This window comes from Mycobacterium sp. E3198 (assembly GCF_001667015.1).
Taxonomy (GTDB): Bacteria; Actinomycetota; Actinomycetes; order Mycobacteriales; family Mycobacteriaceae; genus Mycobacterium.
Window position 1 is genome coordinate 1 of sequence record NZ_LZIS01000249.1, and the last position, 19439, is coordinate 19439.

The following is a 19439-nucleotide window of genomic DNA, read 5'->3' on the forward strand; positions in this document are numbered from 1 at the left end:
TACGGCCAGCGGGATTCCCAGCAGCAGCTCGACGAGGATTTCCTGCACAACTCGTGGAAGTTCACCAACCCGGTCAAACTGGCGCGCGAGGCCATGGAGCCCGTCAGGGCGGGTTTCGAAGAGCTGGGCGCGGCACTCACGCCGCTCGCGGACGGGGCCGACCTGCTGCTGACGGGGCAGCTCTACCAGGAAATCGCCGCCAATGTTGCGGAGTACCACGACATTGCGTTGGCCGCATTGCATTTCTACCCGATGCGGCCCAACGGTCACATCGCGTTCCCGGCGCGCTTGCCCGCACCGGTGGTGCGTTCGACGATGAGGACCCTCGACTGGATGTACTGGCGGTTCACCCGGGGCGCCGAGGACGCGCAGCGCCGGGAGCTGGGGCTGCCGAAGGCCACTTGCCCCGCGCCGCAACGAATGTCCGAGCGCAACGCGCTGGAGATCCAGGCCTACGACGGGCTGTGCTTCCCCGGATTGTCGACGGAGTGGGGCCCTCGGCGGCCCTTCGTCGGCGCGCTGACTATGGAGAGGCCCACCGACGCCGACGACGAGGTTGTGTCGTGGATTGCCGCCGGGACGCCGCCGATCTACTTCGGGTTCGGCAGCATGCCCGTCGGGTCCCTCAAGGATCTCGTCGCCATGATCGGCGCGGCCTGCGCCGAGCTGGGCGAACGGGCACTGATCTGCTCACGGGCCCCCGACACCGGCGTCCCCGAATTCGACCATGTGAAGGTGGTGACGGCGGTGAATCACGCCGCGATCTTTCCCACCTGCCGGGCCGTCGTCCACCACGGCGGCTCGGGCACCACCGCCGCAGGGATGCGCGCCGGCGTCCCGGCGCTGATTCTCTGGATCACCTCGGACCAGCCGATCTGGGCGGCGCAGATCAAGGCGCTGAAAGTCGGTTCGGCCCGGCGGTTCTCCAGCACGACCGCCAAAACGCTGGCCGGCGACCTCAAGTCGGTGCTGGCGCCGGCGTATGCGAGCCGGGCCCGCGACATCGCCTCGCAGATGAGCAAGCCCGCCGAGAGCGTCGCCAGCGCCGCCGATCTGCTGGAAAAGGCCGCGCGACGGGAGGTTTCCGTCTGATGCCGCAACGGGCCTCGGGGCGGAGCGGACCGCGGTACGCTCCGGTGGTGTCCCTCCTGATCGCCGTGCCGGTTTACGGGCAACACGAGTACACACACGCGCTGCTCGCCGATCTGGAGCGGGAGGGCGCCGACTACCTGATCGTCGACAATCGTGGCGACTATCCCAAGATCGGCGATGAGCGCGTCATCACGCCCGGCAAAAACCTCGGTTGGGCCGGCGGCAGCGAACTCGGATTCCGAACTGCGTTCGCGGAGGGCTACTCCCACGCGATGACGCTCAACAACGACACCCGCCTCTCGCGGGGGTTTGTCCCCGCCCTGCTCGACCCGCGCCTGCCCGCGGACGCCGGCATGGTGGGTCCGATGTTCAACATCGGGTTTCCCTACGCGGTGACCGGCGACGTTCCGGACGCCGCGAGCTACGTTCCCAAGCCCCGGTATCGGGTGGTGCCCGCCATCGAGGGGACCGCGCTGGTGATGTCCCGGGACTGCTGGGATGCCGTCGGCGGAATGGACCTGGACACCTTCGGGCGCTACGGCTGGGGGCTCGATCTCGACCTCGCGTTGCGGGCGCGCAAGGCCGGATTCGGTTTGTACACAACGGAAATGGCCTACGTCAACCATTTCGGGCGCAAGACCGCGAACGCCCATTTCGGCAGCCGCAAATATCACTGGGGCTCCAGCCGGGAGATGATTCAAGGCTTGCGCAGAAATCATGGCTGGCCTGCCGCCATGGGAATCCTGCGCGAGATGGGGGCGGCGCACCGCCGCAAGTGGTACAAGTCCTTCCCGCTGGTCCAGCGGGACGCGGCCGCCAGCCGGCACCCTTAGGCCCACCGCGCTAGGGGGCGCAGTTGCCGCGCAGGGCGTTCACCGGACCATAGATGTCGTTCTTCTTTTGCTCGGCATTGTCGATGGCTGCCCAGGTGCTCGAATCGGGCGCTTTGGACATCGGGTAATTCGACCAGTATTCGTCACCGACCCACATGTTTGCCGTATAGAACAGCGAGTTCACGGAAGCGTTCATGTCGTCGCTGGCGTGCTGCAGGTTGCCGAGCAGCGCCGCCAACCCCGGGATGGGGTTACCGGAGTTGATGTCCTGCAGGTAGCGAACGCCGTGGTCGACCATCGCGAGTTGTCCGTCGGCATCCTGCTGCCGCGGGTTCGGCTCCCAATGACCGAGGGCTCCGGACGCACCGCGTGAAAACGGCGTCGTGATGGCCCGCCGCACGCCATCGATACCGGCCGTGATGTCGTCATCGAGGCTCTCGCGAATTTGATCGAGTTCTCCGCAAGGCACCCGCGGGGCGGCAAACGCGCGCGGCGCGGGGCTCGCGATTGAGCAGATCGCTGACGTCATGACCGCCGCCACCAGCACTCTCATCACACCGGCAACGTAACTGGCCGTGATCGGTGACGTTGACCGTTGTCACATATGAGATCGCTGTGCGTCGGGCGGACGAACGTGCCGCTCAGACGCCGACGCGGACCGTCTGCTCCAGCAGATCGGCGGCGGTGGCGACACCGACGGCGGGCTTGGTCATTTTGGGGGCGATCGCGCGGGCCCGGGCCACGCGATCCGGTGCCAGGATCGTACGGAGCTGCCGGACCAAGGACTTCCGCGTGATTCTCGAAAGTTTCTTGGCGGAGCCGACTTTCAGGCGTTTGACCTGGGTCGCCCAGATGAACTGGTCGGCGACGTCCCACAGGATCAGCGTCGGCAGCCCGGCCCGCAGGCTGGCGGCCGTCGTGCCGGCGCCACCGTGGTGGACCGCCGCGCGGCAGGCGGGCAGGATCGTGGAGTAGTTGACGTGGCCGACCAGCTTCACGTCGGAACGCAGATCCGAATCGAGACCCTCGGCACCGGAATAGATCAGGGCGCGTTCGCCGAGCTCAGCGCAAGCATCGGCGATCATCGCGACCGTCTCGGCGGGCGAGGAGACCGGCGTGCTGCCGAAACCGAAGTAGATCGGCGGTTTCCCCGCGGCGATCCAGGACGCGACCTCGTCGTCGGTGTCCGCCCCCAACTCGAGCGTGAGGGAACCCACGAAGGGGCGCTTGCCATTCCATTCCTCGGCAAGACCGGGGAACAACGCCTGGTCATAAGCCTGCAGCTCGAGCGTTCCGCTGTCGGCCATTCGCTGCCACGCGGAAACCGTGGTGCCGGGCAGGCCCAGTTCCCGGCGTTGCGCGTCCTCGTTCGCCTTGGTGATGCGTGAATACAGCCACCAGCCCGCCGTCAACGTCGAGCGGACCACCGGCGCCGGCGACGGCAGGAACGGGACGCCGAGCTGACCGTTGACCCGCACCGGGAAGTGATGCAGCCCCGCGACCGGAATGTCGTAGTACTCAGCGACATTGGCCACCACCCCGTGGTAGGTCTGGCCCGTCACCAACAGGTCGGCCCCGTCGGCCAGCGCGGTGAGCGTGCGGCCCATCTCGGCCCAGCCCTCGACGAAAAGCTCCTTGAGGTCGCGCATGAAGTTGACCGGGTTCTGGACCTTGAAGGCGTTGTGGGTGAAATCCGCGACGGCCACGACTTGCTCTCGCGTGTCCGGTCCATAGCAGACGGCGGGCACGCCGGCGGCCTCGACGAAGTCAACCAGGTTGGGCGGCACCGCCATTCGGACGTCGTGCCCGCGGCGCCGCAACTCCGCACCGACCGTGGCGCAGGGCTCGATATCGCCGCGGGTCCCGTGGGCCGCCAGAACAAACTTCATCGACGAAGCTCAGCCTTCCACTTCATCCCCGCTGCCGGATGAAGCGCCTTGGAGCCTACCTGGCTACGCGAACCGGAACGGCGGCCAGCTTGCCGGCAACGACCCGCTCGAAGACCGACTTCATGGCCTCCGTGTAGCGCGTGACGGACTCGCGGGCGACCGGGTTGTTCGGGTAGGACACCATGATGGAGACCTCGTCGAACAACCGGAACACGGTGGAGTACATGTACGCCGGGCTGCGGCCATCGGTGAACGCGGTCGCGTTCACGCCGTCCAGGGCGGTGGCGACGATGGCGGACAGGGGAGGAAGGCCCGCGTCCATGTAGCTCATCATGGTGAACTGGGGGCCGTGCCGGCGCAGCCAGGGCGCCAGTTCCAGCACCCTGTCGAACGGCACGTTGGCCAGGTCCATGTTCGCGTCGAACGAGGCCTGCGCCGCGCGTGCGGTCTCCTCGAACGAGTTCGGGTCGACCGGAACCGTGAAGGGCACCACACCGGTGAACCAGCCCACCGTCATGAAGTCCGCCGGGCTCTTCCGCTTGTCGGTCGGGGTAAGCCCGTAATACGTTTCCGCGCCGGTCAATTCGTATTGAGCCAGGGCCGCGCAGGCGAACAGGCCGCCGCTGAACCGGGCACCCGCCTGCTGGCAGAGGGCCTCGAACTGAGCCGTTTCCTCCGGGCCGAGCAGCCGCTCGACGTGGGTGTCCCCGCCGCACGGGATCGATTGGTCACCCAGCGGCAGGGGGAAGTCCGGCAGGGTTCCGCCGTTGGCCTCGGCGAATTCGATCCACTTCTTGACCTCGGGGGACTCCAGCGTCATTCCCGACACGCAGGCGTGCTCCCGCATGCAGAAGTCGTCGTAGCTGGCCGCCGGGGGCAGCGTGACGGGCGCCTTGCCCTCCAGCAGGGCGTTGTAGTTCATCACGATCTCGACGTACAGCCCGGCGATCAACATCGGGTCGCAGTGCAGGTGGTCGACCACCGCGTACAGCGCGAAGCGGTCGTCGTACTGGATGATGCCGAACCTGAAGCAGTCCCACTGCAGCGGGTCGGGCGTCGCCAGCACGTGGTCGCGCCATTCCTGCTGGGTCAGCACGCCGTACTCCTTGGCGACGAAGTTGATGTCGCGCGGGTTCTTCAGGGTGTGCCGGACGATGTTTTCATCGGAGTATTCGAACCAACTGTGGTACGTCGCGTGGCGCCGCAGGTGCGCGTTGATGACGTACGTCATCGCGCGAATGTCGCACCGGCCGGGCACCTCCCAGGAACCCATGACCGCCCGCGAGTAGTCGAGGCCGCGGTCGCGGAACTCCACGAAGCCCCGAAGGTGACCCGCCTGCATGGAGCTCGGCGGCACCGGGCTGACGGGCGCCTGCCGAGCCTTGGCGGCGCAGCCGGGTGTGGGTTCCCACGTTACGACGGGCCCCGGCTCCGGGTTCCAGTCGTAGGCGTTGCCAACTCGCAGGCTGTCGTGCTCAGAGCCTCCACCTATGAACACGTTTTCCCTCCTTGTAGTACCGGCCTAGCAGTGCAGTCGACTTTGACGTAGGACCTCTCTCACGCGGGCGCCGCAGCGTTTTCCTCCTGTGGCGCCAGCTTGTGGAACAGGTGATCCGCCAAACCCCGCACCGTGGTGATGTCGGCAGAGGTGATGCGTACCCCCGTTTGGGCCTCGATGTGAGTCCGCAATTCGAGATTGCCCAGCGAGTCCAGGCCGTACTCGGAAAGCGGGTGGTCCACATCGATGTTGCGGCGCAGGATCAGGCCGATCTGCTCGGAGAGCAGGCGCCGCAGCCGGGTCGGCCACTCGTCGAGCGGCAGGTCGGCCAGCTCGGCGCGCAGTTTGCTTGAACCCGAACGCTTTTCACCCGCGGACTTGAACATCTCGAGGAACTTGCTGCGTTCCGCGAAGGACGCGATCCACGGCGTGCCGATCAGCGGGCTGTAGCCCGTGTACGCGCGGTCGTGGCGCAGCAGCATCTCGAACGCGTAGGCACCCTCGTCGGGAGCGATCGCGGCACCGCTGCCTTCGGCGAAGTCCGCGCCGCGGCCGATCTCGCCCCAGGCACCCCAGGCGATCGCCGTGGCCGGCAGGCCCTGGGCGCGTCGCCAGTGGGTGAACGCGTCCAGCCAGCTGTTGGCCGCGGCGTAGGCGCCCTGGCCCGGCGAGCCCAGCAGGGCGGCCGCCGAGGAGAACAAGCAAAACCAGTCCAGGTCCGCGGATGCGGTGGCCTCGTGCAGGTTCCACGCGCCGTACACCTTGGGTGCCCAGTCACGGTCGATCAGCTCGTCGGAGATGTTGGTCAAGGTGGCGTCCTCGACCACCGCGGCCGCGTGCAGCACGCCCCGCAACGGCAGCCCGGTGGCCGCCGCCGTGGCCACCAGCCGCTGCGCGACGTCGGCCTGGGCGATGTCACCGCACTCCACGATCACGTCAGAACCTATCGCCCGGACGAGCTCGATCGTTTCCAGCGCCTTCTGCGACGGCTCGGAGCGCGAGGTCAGCACGATCCGGCCGGCGCCGGCCGCGGCCATCTTCTCGGCCAGGAACAGGCCCAGGCCGCCGAGACCGCCGGTGATGATGTAGGAGCCGTCCTTGCGGAAGACCGGCGCCTGCTCCGGCGGCAGCACCACGCTGCTGCGCCCGGCCTGCGGGATGTCGAGGATGAGCTTGCCGGTGTGTTCGGCCGCGCTCATCACGCGAATCGCGGTGGCCGCCTCGGCGAGCGGGTAGTGCGTGCTCTCGGGCATCGGCAACACGCCCTCGGCCGTCAGCCGGTAGACGTTGCTCAGGATCTCGCTGACCTGCTGCGGGTGGCTCACCGACATCAGGCCCAGGTCGACGCCCCAGAACGCCAGGTTGCGACGGAACGGGAAGAGGCCGAGCTTGGTGTCCCCGTAGATGTCGCGCTTGCCGATCTCGACGAACCGGCCGCCCAGCGCCAGCAGCTTGATACCTGCGAGCTGCGCGGCGCCCGTCACCGAGTTGAGCACGATGTCCACGCCGTAGCCGTCGGTGTCGCGACGGATCTGGTCCGCGAAGTCGACGGTCCGCGAGTCGTAGACGTGCTCGATTCCCATGTCGCGCAGCAGCTGTCGACGCGCCTCGCTGCCGGCGGTGGCGAAGACCTCGGCGCCCGCGGCGCGGGCGATGGCGATCGCCGCCTGCCCCACACCACCGGTTCCGGAGTGGATCAGCACCTTGTCGCCGGCCTTGATGCGGGCCAGGTCGTTCAGGCCGTACCAGGCGGTGGCGTGCGCGGTGGTGACCGCGGCCGCCTGCGCGTCGGTGAGCCCGTCCGGCAGCGTCGTGGCCAGGCGCGCGTCGCAGGTGACGAACGTGGCCCAGCAGCCGTTGGGGGACATGCCGCCGACGTGGTCGCCGACCTTGTGGTTGGTGACGTCGGGTCCCACGGCCGTGACCACACCGGCGAAGTCGGTGCCGAGCGCGGGCAGGATGTTGTCCAGGCTCTGGTAGCGGCCGAACGCGTTCAGCACGTCGGCGAAGTTGATGCTCGACGCGGTGACCGCGACCTCGATCTGCCCGGGCCCCGGCGGCACCCGGTCGAACGCCGCGAACTCCATCGTCTGCAGGTCACCCGGCGTGCGGATCTGCATCCGCATCCCGTCGTTCTCGTGATCCGTGATGGTGGATTGCCGCTCTTCCGGACGCAGGGGAGTGGGGCACAGGCGCGCGATGTACCACTCGTCGTTGCGCCAGGCCGTCTCGTCCTCGCCGGGCCCCGTCGTCAGCAGCTGGCGCACCACCTGCTCGGCGCTGGTCTGCTCGTCGACGTCGATGTGGGTGGTGTGCAGGTGCGGGTGCTCGGAGCCGATGACCCGCAGCAGCCCGCGCAGCCCGCCCTGGTCGAGGTTCGGGACGTCCTCCGACAACACCTTCTGGGCGTTGCGGGTCACCACGAACAACCGCGGCGACTCACCCTGCAGCTCCGGGAGCTCGCGGGCAATGCGGATCAGGTGGTGGACGTACTCGCCGCCGCGCACGGCGCTTTCGTCGTCCGGGTTGCCGTTCTTGGGCTCGGTCAGAACCACCACGCCGGCGTAGCCGCCCTTTTCGACCTCGCCGCGCAGCCGCTCGGCGATCGCCGGGTGGTCTGCCTGCGCCGGCCAGGACAGCGTCGTGCAGTCCGCCTCGTGCACCTTCATCGCGTCGGTGAACGCCGTCGCCACGAGGTCGGCGGCATCGGAGGTGCTGACGAGCAGCCAGGCGCCGGTCTCGGTGGCGGGCACCTCGGGCAGCTGGCGCTGCTGCCACTCCACGGTCAGCAGCCGCTCGGCCATGACGCGGGCCCGCTCGCCGCTCGGCGAGACGCCCGTGCCCATCTGCAGCCCGCGCACGGTCAGCAGCACGGTGCCGTGCTTGTCCAGGATGTCCAGGTCGGCCTCGACGGACCCGCCGGTGGCCGCGGTCACCCGCGAGTAGCAATAGCGGGCCGAGCTGACGGATCCGTGGATCCGCAGTTCGCGAACGCCCAGCGGCAACAGCAGGCCGCCGAGGCTGGCGTTGGCGACGCTCGGGTGCGCGGCGACCGACTGGAAGCACGCGTCGAGCAGCGCCGGGTGCACGCCGTAGTTGGTCTGTTGCGTCCGGATCACGCTGGGCAGCCCGATCTCGGCCAGCACCGTGGTGCCGGTGCCCTCGGCGGTGTGGGCGGCGGCCAGGCCGGTGAAGGCGGGGCCGTACTGAATGCCGCACAGGTCCATCGCGTCGCGCAGGTCGCTGCCCTCGAGGCGGCTCGGGTGCGCCGCCAGCAGCTCCTCGATGTCCACCGCGGCGGGTCGCGCCGCGTCGCCCGAGTCGTCGACGTCCACCAGCACCGCGGAGGCCCGCCGCGCCTGCACGCCGTCCTCGTTGGTCTCGACCGCGAACGTGAGCGCGCCGGGCAACTCCGCGGTCGCGGTGAGGCTGATCTGCGTCTCCTCGTCGAGCATCAGCATCTGCTCGAAGCGGACGTCGCGGACCCCGGAGGCGTCACCGAAGACGGTGCGGGCCGCGGCCAGCGCCATCTCGCAGTAGGCCGCGCCCGGCAGCGTCGCCGTGCCGTGGACCTGGTGGTCGGCCAGCCACGGCAGCGTCGCGGTGCCGATCTCGGCCTGCCACACGTGCCGTTCCGGCTCCTCGGGCAGCCGCACATGCTGGCCCATCAGCGGGTGCACCGCGACGCTGGAGGCCAGCGCGCGGGAGCTGTGACCCTCGCGGCTCAGCAGCAGCGAGCGGTGCGTCCAGGCGGCCAGCGGGGCGTCCATCAGGTGCCCGCCGGGGTAGAGCACGGAGAAGTCGACCGTGGCGCCGGTGGCGTACAGGTCTCCCAGCAACCCGAGCAGCCCGTGGGGCAGCGGCTGTTCGCGCCGCATCGCGGCGAGCGCGGCCACCGTCATGTCCAGGCTGCGGGCGGTCTGGTCGACCGCGTGGGTCAGCAGCGGGTGCGGCGCCAGCTCACCGAACACCCGGTAACCGTCTTCCAGCGCCGCCTGCACCGCGGCGGAGAACCGCACGGTGTGGCGCAGGTTGTCCACCCAGTAGTTGGCGTCGCAGTACGGCTCCTCGCGCGGGTCGAACGAAGTGGCCGAGTAGTACGGGACCTCCGGGGTCAACGGCTCGATCTCGGCCAGCACGTCGTAGAGCTCGTCGAGGATCGGGTCGACCTGCGGCGAGTGCGACGCCACGTCGACGGCCACCTCGCGGGCCATCACCTCGCGCTGCTCCCACGCCGCCACCAGCTCGCGGACCGTGTCCGTCGCACCGCCGATGACGGTGGACTGCGGAGAGGCCACCACCGCGACCACGGCGTCGTTGACGCCGCGCGCCATCAGCTCCGAAAGCACTTGCTGCGCAGGCAGTTCCACCGACGCCATCGCGCCCGAACCGGCGATCTTGGTCATCAGTCGGGAACGGCGGCAGATGACGCGCGCCCCGTCCTCGAGCGACAGCGCCCCGGCGACGACGGCCGCCGCGGACTCGCCCATCGAGTGGCCGATGACCGCGCCGGGCGCCACGCCATAGGACTTCATCGTGGCCGCGAGCGCGACCTGCATGGCGAAGATCGTCGGCTGCACCCGGTCGATGCCGGTCACCTTCTCGGGCGCGGTGAGCGCCTCGGTCACCGAGAAGCCGGACTCGTGGGCGATCAGCGGCTCGATCTCGGCGATGGCCGCCGCGAATGCGGGCTCCTTGGCCAGCAGGTCGGAGCCCATGGTGGCCCACTGCGAACCCTGTCCGGAGAACACCCACACCGGGCCGCGCTGCTCCTGGCCCACCACTTCCTGGAACAGGGCCTCACCGCTGGCGACCTCCCGCAGCGCGGTCAGCAGCTCCGGGGTGTCGCTGGCCAGCACGGTGGTCCGCACCGAGCGGTGCCCGCGCCTGCGGGCAAGGGTGTAGGCCAGGTCGGGCGCCGGCACGTCCGACGCGTGCGCCTCGACCCAGTCGGCCAACCGTGCGGCGGTTTCGCGCAGCCCGTCGGCCGAGGTGGCCGACAGCGGGAACAGCAGCGTGCCGTCCTCGCGGCTCGGCCGGGGTGCGGCGCCGTTGCGGGACAGGGGCGCCGGAGCCTGCTCGACGATGGCGTGCACGTTGGTGCCGGAGATGCCGTACGCCGACACCGCCGCGCGTCGCGGCTGCACACTGCTCAGCGGCCACGGCGTATTCTCTTGCGGCACAAACAATCCGGTGTCGATCCGGGCCATCTCGTCGGGCAGCGCCTCGAAGTGCAGGTTCTTGGGGACCACCCCGTGCTGGACGGAGAGGACCGCCTTCATCACGCCCAGCGCACCGGCGGCCGCCTGGAGGTGACCGAAGTTGGTCTTCGAGGCGCCCAGCACGCAGGGGTTGCCGATGCCGTAGACCTCGGCGAGGCTGCCGTATTCGATCGGGTCACCCACGGGGGTGCCCGTGCCGTGCGCCTCGACCATGCCAACGGTGCCGGCGTCGACGCCCGCCGCCGCGAGCGCGGCGCGGTACACCTGGGCCTGCGCCTCGCCCGAGGGCATCGCGATGTTCATGGTGTGGCCGTCCTGGTTGGCGGCAGTGGCGCGAATCACACCCAGCACCCGGTCGCCGTCGCGCTGCGCGTCGGACAGCCGCTTGAGCAGCAGCACCACGCAGCCTTCGCCGGAGACGAAGCCGTCGGCCTTGATGTCAAAGGCGTGGCAGTGCCCCGTGCCCGAGAGCATGCCCCCCGCCGAAGCGGAGGCGGACCTGCGCGGCTCCATCATCACGTTGACGCCGCCGGCGAACGCGAGTTCGCTCTCGCCGTCGTTGAGGCTGCGGCAGGCCTGGTGGATCGCGAACAGGCCGGACGAGCAGGCGGTGTCGATCGTGACCGCGGGGCCGTGCAGGCCGAGCGCGTAGGAGATCCGCCCGGACGCCATGCACGAGATGGTGCCGGGGTTTCCGTAGGGTCCGTCGAAGGCGTCGGTGGCGGCGTGCACGAATTGGTAGTCGCCGTAGTTCAATCCGACGAAAACGCCCGTTTCCCCGGCGATGGTGTCCTTGGTGAGGCCGGCGTGTTCCATGGCCTCCCACGCGGTTTCCATGAGCAGCCGGTGCTGCGGGTCCATGGCCGTGGCTTCTTTTTCGGTGATGCCGAAGAACTCGGGGTCGAAGTCGCCGACGTTGTCCAGGAACGAGCCCCACTTGCAAACCGACCGGCCCGGCACGCCCGGCTCGGGGTCGTAGTAGTAGTCGACATCCCAGCGTTCGCCCGGGATTTCCTTGACAAAGTCCTCACCACGCAGCAACGCTTCCCAAAAGAGGTCAGGGGAGTTGATGCCCCCCGGCAGCCGGCACGCCATCCCGATGACGGCGACCGGAGTCACGACTGCCTTATCCACTGTCCTTCACCTCTCCTTGCCTATCCACAAGTTCCTATCACTGCTGCTCGCTCTTATCTCAGCTTCGAGAAATCTCGCCGAATTTTTTTGCGCGAGCTAGCAACTCCGCGAGCAACACACAATCAACCCACCGACCCCCGCAATCGAAGCCCGCCGTAACAACGTGGCGCGATCAGCAGCGTAGCGGCTCGTCCCCAACCGCGTGGAAAAATCGTGCGAACGTACAAAAATTTAACAACGCGCGAAGCATCGTCGCTGACAGGAAGCTTGGGTCACAGGGTGGTCACATACTTTTCGCACGATTATCGGGCGTAGTGCTGGACTCGGGTCGCTGCCAGAGGCGCTGTGCCGCAACTGCTCCGGTGACGTTGGCGTACCGGGTGGCAAACGTGACCACGGGCATTGTCGGCCGGCGCCGCGGTGGTGGCAGCACGGACCGGCCCGACCCGGGGGCGGGCGAGGCGGAAACTAAATTGGACGCGCCGATGCACTGCATCGGTGATGCGTAATCTCGCCATAGTAGGGGCTATTGAGAAGCCCCGCAGGGAAATCGCTGAAATCTTTAAGATTGCAAGTTAAGTGCCCGATTAAAAAGTCGCCGATTCCTGCGATGTGGCGATATGACGTGGCGAGCGGCGCGGTCGCCGACGGCCGGGCCCGGTTTTCGCCCTTGGTGCTCCGAGCTTTTCGCCTGCATCGGGGGGCCCGCCGCCGCACGCCCGCTGGCTACGATGGGCCGAGGAACGTGACGCGTCTCACCATTACACGGAGTGTTCACGCGATGACCCCACCTATCGGGCAAGCCCGGGTCCCTCGACTGCCGCTGCACGAGGCCAAGGCCGCCGCGGACGAGGCCGCAGTGCCCGACTACATGGCCGAGCTCAGCATCTTCCAGGTGTTGCTGAATCATCCGACGCTGGCGCGCGCCCTCAACGACCTGCTCGCCACCATGCTCTGGCACGGCGCCCTGGAGCCGCGGTTGCGGGAGCTGGTCATCATGCGGATCGGCTGGCTCACCGCCTGCGACTACGAGTGGACGCAGCATTGGCGCGTCGCGTCGGGACTGGGCGTGAGCCCCGACGACCTGCTCGGCGTGCGCGATTGGCAGGGGCATGACGGGTTCGGGCCCACCGAGCGCGCGGTGCTGGCCGCCACCGACGACGTGCTGCGCGACGGTGCGGTGAGCGCCGAGAGCTGGGCCGAGTGCTCGCGCGAATTACGCAGCGACACAATGGTTCTCATTGAGCTGGTCACCGCTATCGGCGCGTGGCGAATGGTGGCGTCGATCCTGCACAGTCTGCAGGTTCCGCTGGAAGATGGCGTGTCGAGCTGGCCGCCGGACGGCCGGTCGCCTGACGATTGACTTATCAGTCAGTAACTCATAGCGTCGGGCGATGCGAACCAGGGTCGCCGAGATGCTCGGCGTTGAGTTTCCGATCTGCGCCTTCAGCCATTGCCGCGACGTGGTGGCCGCCGTCACCAACGCGGGAGGATTCGGCGTCCTCGGCGCCGTCGCGCACAGCCCGCAGCGGCTGGAGAACGAGCTGACCTGGATCGAGGAGCAGACGGGCGGCAAGCCGTACGGTGTGGACCTGTTGTTGCCGCCCAAATACGTCGGCGCCGAGCAGGGCGGGATCGACGCCAAACAAACCAGGGAGCTGCTTCCCGAGGAGCACCGCGCGTTCGTCGAGGACATCCTGGCCCGCTACGGCGTCGCGGCGCCCGCCGACGAGCCCAGGGCGTCGTCCGGCGGCCTCAACATCTCGCCCAAGGGCTACGAGCCGCTGCTGGACGTGGCCTTCGCGCACAACATCCGGCTGATCGCCAGCGCGCTCGGGCCGCCCCCGGCCGACCTCGTCGAGCGAGCCCACCAACACGACGTGCTGGTGGCCGCGCTGGCCGGCACCACGGGCCACGCGCGGCGGCACGCGGCCGCGGGTGTCGATCTGATCGTCGCGCAGGGCACCGAGGCCGGCGGCCACACCGGCGAGGTGGCGACCATGGTCCTGGTGCCCGAGGTGGTCGATGCCGTGGCGCCGGTTCCCGTGCTGGCCGCCGGCGGCATCGCCCGCGGTCGCCAGGTTGCCGCGGCCCTGGCGCTGGGCGCGGAGGGGGTGTGGTGCGGGTCGGTGTGGCTGACCACCGAAGAGGCCGAGACGGTCCCGGTCGTCAAGGAGAAGTTCTTGGCGGCCAGCTCCTCGGACACCGTGCGGTCGCGGTCGATGACCGGCAAGCCGGCCCGGATGCTGCGCACCGCGTGGACCGACGAGTGGGCCCGCCCGGGCACGCCGGACCCCCTCGGCATGCCGCTGCAGACCGCGCTCGTCACCGGTGCGCAGGTGCGCATCAACCAGGCGGCCACCCACCCGGGTGCCGAGGCGCGCGAGCTGGCGACCTATTTCGTCGGACAGGTGGTCGGCTCGCTCGACAAGGTCCGCCCGGTGCGCTCCGTGGTGCTCGACATGGTGGAAGAGTTCATCGACACGATCGGCCGCCTCGACGGCCTGGTCGATACGTGACCAGCGCGACGCGGCGGCGCCGCGCGGTCAGCGACCAGGACAAGTCGCAGCGGCGCGACCAGATCATGGCGGCCGCCAAAGAAGTGTTCGCGCGCAAGGGTTTTCACGCCACGACGATCGCCGACATCGCCAAGCGGGCCGGCCTGGCGTACGGCTCGGTGTACTGGTACTTCGACTCCAAGGACGAGCTGTTCCACGCGTTGATGGCCGCCGAGGAGGGCGCGCTGCGCGGCCACATCGCCGCGGCGCTCGGTGTTCCGGCGGACGGCCACGGGCGGGAGGAATCGCTTCGCGTCGCCGTCCGCGCGACGCTGGAGTTCTTCGAGGCCGACAAGGCAACCGTCAAGCTGCTGCTGCGCGACCCGTATGCGATGGGCGAGCGATTCGAGAAGCACCTCGGCGGGATCTACGAGCGGTTCATCGACGACATCGAAGCCTTCATCGTGGCGGCGCAGGAGCGGGGCGAGGTGGTGGCCGCGCCGCCGCGCATGGTGGCGTACACGCTGGCGGCGCTCGTCGGGCAGCTGGCGCACCGGCGGCTGAGCACCGACGACGAGGTCACGGCTGCCGAGGTCGCCGATTTCGTGGTGGCGCTGGCGCTGGACGGGCTGCGTCCCCGCGATGCTGGCTGAAGCCTGTGTGCGCGCGTAAGGAACGCATAAAGATCGCGTGACACCGTGCCGGGGCGTTTGACCGCGTCGTGCCCGTCGTGCATGATCGGTCGCGTATGCACCTCGTTAGGTGAGGCGTCTACACGAATACAGGCCACTGACCCCGAACGTCCAAAGACGCCCCGGGTCAGGACAGCTCCTCCCGGCTTAAGGGTTGAGCCCAGGTGGCTTCCGGACTATCGGACACGTCGTGTAGTGCCAAAGCTCTGACGAGAGGGGTGCGGATCTCCGGCGATCGCCGGTTTTTCCACTCCTTTTGGTGCGCGCAGATCGTGCGACAACCGCACGCGTCGTGACGTCGAGGAGGTGAGGGACGTATGAGTTCCAGCGACAGTCCGGGCCGAAGTCCGAACTGTGTTTCGTCCCGATCCGTCCTCCGGAGCGATCTTCGCGGCTAGCTAATTGGCTTCGCGGCCAAGCGTTCTGGGTTCGGAACCACGACGGGACGGGACACGTCAGTCCATTGAGTCCTCGTTTTCGATTCCGCCACCTCGGCGCCAGAGCGCCGAGCAAAGTCCAGGAGAAGATCATGACCGCAGTTCTGCACGACGAAGTGGTGACCGTTGCGCCCGCCCCCAAGCTGACCGTGGTGCGCGACGCAACCCCCGCCCCCGCCCCGAAGAAGGCACAGCGCCCGACCATCGTCATCAGCGACCCGGTGGTGGACGGCGCCGCCCACCTGTTGAGCATCGGCCTGCGTCACGTGTACGCGGCGCTGTGGCGCGTCGGTGTGCTCGACGTCCGGGCCTGAGGTGATGGAGAGCGATCACGGCTCCAAGGGGCTACCCGGCCGCAGGTCCTTCCTGAGGCCAGGTAGCCCCTTGGGGTGCGGCAGTTGAGTAGAATCGGCGCATTGGCATCGATCCGGCGATCACCGGGGAGCCTTCGGAAGAACGGCCGGCGCGGCTCAGTAGAACCGAACGGGTAGGCCCGTCACAGCCTGCATCGAGCGGTCGCGCGCAAGCGCGGCAAGCGGGGTGGTACCGCGGCGCTCGCGCACCGTGCGCGTCGTCGTCCCCGGCCTGAGCAGGACGGCCACAGGAGACGACACACATCGTGACCGAGAACGCTGACGTCAAGGCCTACCCGAAGCCGGCGGGCGGGGCGCCGGACTTCCCGGCGCTCGAACTCGAGGTACTCGACTACTGGGCCCGTGACGACACCTTCCGGGCCAGCATCGCGCGCCGCGACGGCGCCCCGGAGTACGTGTTCTACGACGGGCCGCCATTCGCCAACGGGCTGCCCCACTACGGCCACCTGCTCACCGGGTACGTGAAGGACATCGTCCCGCGCTACCGCACCATGCGCGGCTACAAGGTCGAGCGCCGGTTCGGCTGGGACACCCACGGGCTGCCCGCCGAGTTGGAGGTCGAGCGTCAGCTCGGCATCACCGACAAGTCCCAGATCGACGACATGGGTATCGCGGCGTTCAACGAGGCCTGCCGCGAATCGGTGTTGCGCTACACCGACGAATGGCAGGCGTACGTCACGCGCCAGGCGCGCTGGGTCGACTTCGACAACGACTACAAGACGCTGGATCCCAGCTACATGGAGTCGGTGATCTGGGCGTTCAAACAGCTGTGGGACAAGGGCCTGGCGTACGAGGGCTACCGGGTGCTGCCGTATTGCTGGCGCGACGAAACCCCGTTGTCCAACCACGAATTGCGGATGGACGACGACGTCTACCAGAGTCGCCAGGACCCGGCACTCACGGTGGGTTTCAAGGTGGCGGGCGGCGCTCTGGACGGCGCCTATCTGCTGGTGTGGACGACGACGCCGTGGACCCTGCCGTCGAACCTCGCGGTCGCCGTGCACCCGGACGTGACCTACGTGCTGGTCCGGGTCGGTGAGCGCCGTTTCGTGCTGGCGCAGGCCCGGCTGGGCGCCTACGCGCGGGAGCTGGGTGAAGAACCCGAGGTGCTGGGCACGTATCGGGGCGCGGATTTATTGGGCACGCGCTACCTGCCGCCGTTCCCGTATTTCCCGGACAGCCCCAAGGCTTTTCAGGTGCTGAGGGGCGATTTCGTCACCACCGAGGACGGCACCGGGATCGTGCACATGGCTCCGGCCTACGGCGAGGACGACATGGCGGTCTGCGACGCGGCCGGCATTGCCCCGGTCACCCCGGTGGATTCCAAGGGCCGCTTCGACGCGACCGTCCCGGATTACCGGGGGCAGCGCGTCTTTGATGCCAACCCAAACATCATCCGGGATCTGAAGAACGGCAGCGGCCCGGCGGCGGCCAACGGCGCGGTGCTGGTCCGCCACGAGACCTATGAACACCCGTACCCGCACTGCTGGCGGTGCCGCAACCCGTTGATCTATCGGGCGGTGTCGTCATGGTTCGTCGCGGTCACCCAATTCCGGGACCGCATGGTCGAACTCAACCAGCAGATCACCTGGTATCCCGAGCACGTCAAGGACGGCCAGTTCGGCAAGTGGCTGGCCGGCGCGCGCGACTGGTCGATCTCGCGAAACCGCTACTGGGGCACGCCGATTCCGGTGTGGAAGTCCGACGACCCTGCCTACCCACGCGTCGACGTCTACGGCAGCCTGGACGAACTGGAGCGTGACTTCGGGGTGCGGCCCACCAATCTGCACCGGCCCTACATCGACGAGCTCACCCGGCCCAACCCCGACGACCCCACCGGTCACAGCAGGATGCGGCGCATCCCCGACGTGCTCGACGTGTGGTTCGACTCGGGCTCGATGCCCTATGCCCAGGTGCACTACCCGTTCGAGAACGAGGAGTGGTTCGACAGCCACTACCCGGGCGACTTCATCGTCGAATACATCGGCCAGACCCGCGGCTGGTTCTACACGCTGCACGTGCTGGCCACCGCGCTGTTCGACCGTCCGGCGTTCAAAACCTGCGTGGCGCACGGGATCGTGCTGGGCTCGGACGGCCAGAAGATGAGCAAGTCGCTGCGCAACTACCCGGACGTGTCCGAGGTGTTCGACCGCGACGGCTCCGACGCCATGCGGTGGTTCCTGATGGCCTCGCCGATCCTGCGCGGCGGTAACCTGATCGTCACCGAGCAGGGCATCCGCGAGGGCGTGCGGCAGGTGCTGCTGCCGCTGTGGAACGCCTACAGCTTCCTGGCGCTATACGCACCGAAAGTCGGCACCTGGCGCACGGATTCGACCAACGTGCTGGACCGCTACATCCTGGCCAAGCTGGCCGAGCTGCGCGCGGACCTCACCGAGTCGATGGAGACCTGCGACATCTCCGGGGCCTGCGAGCAGCTGCGCCAGTTCACCGAGGCGCTGACGAATTGGTATGTGCGACGGTCGCGTTCGCGCTTCTGGGAGGAAGATGCCGAGGCCATCGACACCCTGCACACCGTGCTGGAGGTGACCGCCCGGCTGGCCGCGCCGCTGTTGCCGTCGGTTACCGAGATCATCTGGCGGGGGCTGACCTTCGGGCGCTCGGTGCACCTGACCGACTGGCCCGAGGCGGACGCGGTTCCGGCGGATCCCGACCTGGTCGCCGCGATGGACCAGGTGCGGGACGTCTGCTCGGCGGCGTCGTCGCTGCGCAAGGCCAAGAAGCTGCGGGTGCGCCTGCCGCTGCCGAAACTGACCGTGGCGGTGGACAATCCGCGGCGGCTGGAGCCGTTCGCCGACCTGATCGCCGACGAGCTCAACGTCAAGCGCGTCGAACTCACCGACGCGATCGACACCTACGGCTCCTTCGAGCTCACCGTCAACGCGCGCGTGGCGGGGCCGCGGCTTGGCAAGGACGTGCAGGCCGCCATCAAGGTGGTCAAGGCCGGCGAGGGCGTCGTCAACCCCGATGGCACCCTGAGCGCGGGCCCGGCGGTGCTGCGGCCCGACGAGTACAGCTCCCGCCTGGTGGCCGCGGATCCGGACTACACCGCGGCGCTGCCCGACGGGTCCGGCCTGGTGGTGCTGGACGGCACGGTGACCCCCGAACTGGAGGCCGAGGGTTGGGCCAAGGACCGGATCCGCGAGCTGCAGGAGCTGCGCAAGTCGACCGGGCTGGACGTGTCCGACCGCATCGCCGTGGTGATGTCGGTGCCCGCCGAGCGGGCCGACTGGGCGCGTACGCATGCCGAACTCATTGCGGGGGAGATACTCGCCACCAGCTTCGAGTTCGGCGAGGCCGCCGACGGCGCCGAGATCGGCGACGGCGTGCGGGTGGCGATCGCCAAGGCCTGACCGCTCGGGGCCCCGGTCGCGGGGCGCCGAAAAAAGTTCCGAAAAAAGTGTCCGAGCCGTCGGGGGTGGCCGCTCCTACCTGTGACGGCGGCCCAACGGGGGCCGCGACCACAGTTAAGGAACACACCATGAGCACCATCGAAGACTTCCAGTCGATGACCTTCGCCGCCCTCCCGCACGACGACCTGACGGTGGCGGCCATCCCGCACGAGGACCTCACCGTCGCCGAGGCGTGGGCGTCGAGCCCCCTGGGCGATCCCGCGATCGAGGACGGGTCCCTGTCCACGCCCGCGCATTTTGAGGACTTTCCGCCCACCACCGCCACCGCAAAGCGCTCCCGCGGCACGAACGTCCTGGTGGCGGGGGCCGTCGTCGCGGCGCTCGGCGCGGTCGCCGGCG

The 19439-nt window shown here is 68.7% G+C and carries 12 protein-coding genes and 1 riboswitch; of the genes, 8 read left to right on the forward strand and 4 right to left on the reverse strand.

The features are described 5' to 3' along the window. Nucleotides 1-1092, forward strand: a 1092-nt coding sequence (locus A5673_RS29740; protein ID WP_197518471.1) for a glycosyltransferase, incomplete at its 5' end; no start/stop codon positions are given. Next, nucleotides 1092-1925 carry a hypothetical protein gene (locus tag A5673_RS25580; protein WP_068239017.1) on the forward strand — a complete coding sequence of 278 codons (834 nt, stop codon included), beginning with the start codon at nucleotides 1092-1094 and terminating at the stop codon, nucleotides 1923-1925. The genes A5673_RS29740 and A5673_RS25580, both read left to right, overlap by 1 nt. Before the next feature lie 10 nt (nucleotides 1926-1935). Here A5673_RS25580 and A5673_RS25585 read toward each other — a convergent pair whose 3' ends face one another. The 4 genes from A5673_RS25585 to pks2 form a co-directional block, all read right to left on the reverse strand. Continuing rightward, nucleotides 1936-2478 carry a hypothetical protein gene (locus A5673_RS25585; RefSeq protein WP_156748630.1) on the reverse strand — a complete coding sequence of 181 codons (543 nt, stop codon included), beginning with the start codon at nucleotides 2476-2478 and terminating at the stop codon, nucleotides 1936-1938. Between the two features lie 88 nt (nucleotides 2479-2566). After that, on the reverse strand, nucleotides 2567-3814 hold the full coding sequence (locus A5673_RS25590) for a glycosyltransferase (protein ID WP_068239024.1): 1248 nt from the start codon (nucleotides 3812-3814) through the stop codon (nucleotides 2567-2569). Between the two features lie 55 nt (nucleotides 3815-3869). Next, nucleotides 3870-5312, reverse strand: coding sequence for a condensation domain-containing protein (locus A5673_RS25595; protein ID WP_068239027.1), 1443 nt, complete (start codon nucleotides 5310-5312; stop codon nucleotides 3870-3872). Between the two features lie 59 nt (nucleotides 5313-5371). Then, nucleotides 5372-11668, reverse strand: a complete 6297-nt coding sequence (gene pks2, locus A5673_RS25600; RefSeq protein WP_068239035.1) for a type I polyketide synthase — start codon at nucleotides 11666-11668, stop codon at nucleotides 5372-5374. A 781-nt stretch (nucleotides 11669-12449) separates the two neighbouring features. Between pks2 and A5673_RS25605 the strand changes: the two genes are divergently transcribed. The 6 genes from A5673_RS25605 to A5673_RS25630 all read left to right on the forward strand — a co-directional run. Beyond that, nucleotides 12450-13031: a carboxymuconolactone decarboxylase family protein gene (locus A5673_RS25605; protein WP_068239038.1), complete on the forward strand. Its 582-nt coding sequence runs from the start codon at nucleotides 12450-12452 to the stop codon at nucleotides 13029-13031. Nucleotides 13032-13062: 31 nt separating this feature from the next. Beyond that, the gene (locus A5673_RS25610; RefSeq protein ID WP_068239041.1) at nucleotides 13063-14187 is read left to right on the forward strand and encodes a nitronate monooxygenase family protein; all 1125 of its coding nucleotides are present in this window, start codon (nucleotides 13063-13065) and stop codon (nucleotides 14185-14187) included. After that, nucleotides 14184-14819, forward strand: a complete 636-nt coding sequence (locus tag A5673_RS25615) for a TetR/AcrR family transcriptional regulator (RefSeq protein WP_068239044.1) — start codon at nucleotides 14184-14186, stop codon at nucleotides 14817-14819. Before A5673_RS25610 ends, A5673_RS25615 begins: the two co-directional genes overlap by 4 nt. Before the next feature lie 94 nt (nucleotides 14820-14913). Next, nucleotides 14914-15083, forward strand: a riboswitch (M-box (ykoK) riboswitch). A 304-nt stretch (nucleotides 15084-15387) separates the two neighbouring features. Continuing rightward, nucleotides 15388-15609 carry an Rv1535 family protein gene (locus A5673_RS25620; RefSeq protein WP_068239047.1) on the forward strand — a complete coding sequence of 74 codons (222 nt, stop codon included), beginning with the start codon at nucleotides 15388-15390 and terminating at the stop codon, nucleotides 15607-15609. A 305-nt stretch (nucleotides 15610-15914) separates the two neighbouring features. Continuing rightward, nucleotides 15915-19040 (forward strand): isoleucine--tRNA ligase, encoded by a 3126-nt coding sequence (gene ileS / locus A5673_RS25625; protein WP_068239050.1) that lies wholly within the window; start codon nucleotides 15915-15917, stop codon nucleotides 19038-19040. A gap of 128 nt (nucleotides 19041-19168) precedes the next feature. Further along, nucleotides 19169-19439, forward strand: a 271-nt coding sequence (locus A5673_RS25630; RefSeq protein ID WP_156748632.1) for a hypothetical protein, incomplete at its 3' end; no start/stop codon positions are given.

Coding starts and splice junctions, on each gene's coding strand:
- A5673_RS25585 (WP_156748630.1), bottom strand. CDS start 2,478: ATGAGAGTGCTGGTGGCGGCGGTCATGACGTCAGCGATCTGCTCAATC.
- A5673_RS25620 (WP_068239047.1), top strand. CDS start 15,388: ATGACCGCAGTTCTGCACGACGAAGTGGTGACCGTTGCGCCCGCCCCC.
- A5673_RS25605 (WP_068239038.1), top strand. CDS start 12,450: ATGACCCCACCTATCGGGCAAGCCCGGGTCCCTCGACTGCCGCTGCAC.
- A5673_RS25610 (WP_068239041.1), top strand. CDS start 13,063: ATGCGAACCAGGGTCGCCGAGATGCTCGGCGTTGAGTTTCCGATCTGC.
- A5673_RS25590 (WP_068239024.1), bottom strand. CDS start 3,814: ATGAAGTTTGTTCTGGCGGCCCACGGGACCCGCGGCGATATCGAGCCC.
- A5673_RS25580 (WP_068239017.1), top strand. CDS start 1,092: ATGCCGCAACGGGCCTCGGGGCGGAGCGGACCGCGGTACGCTCCGGTG.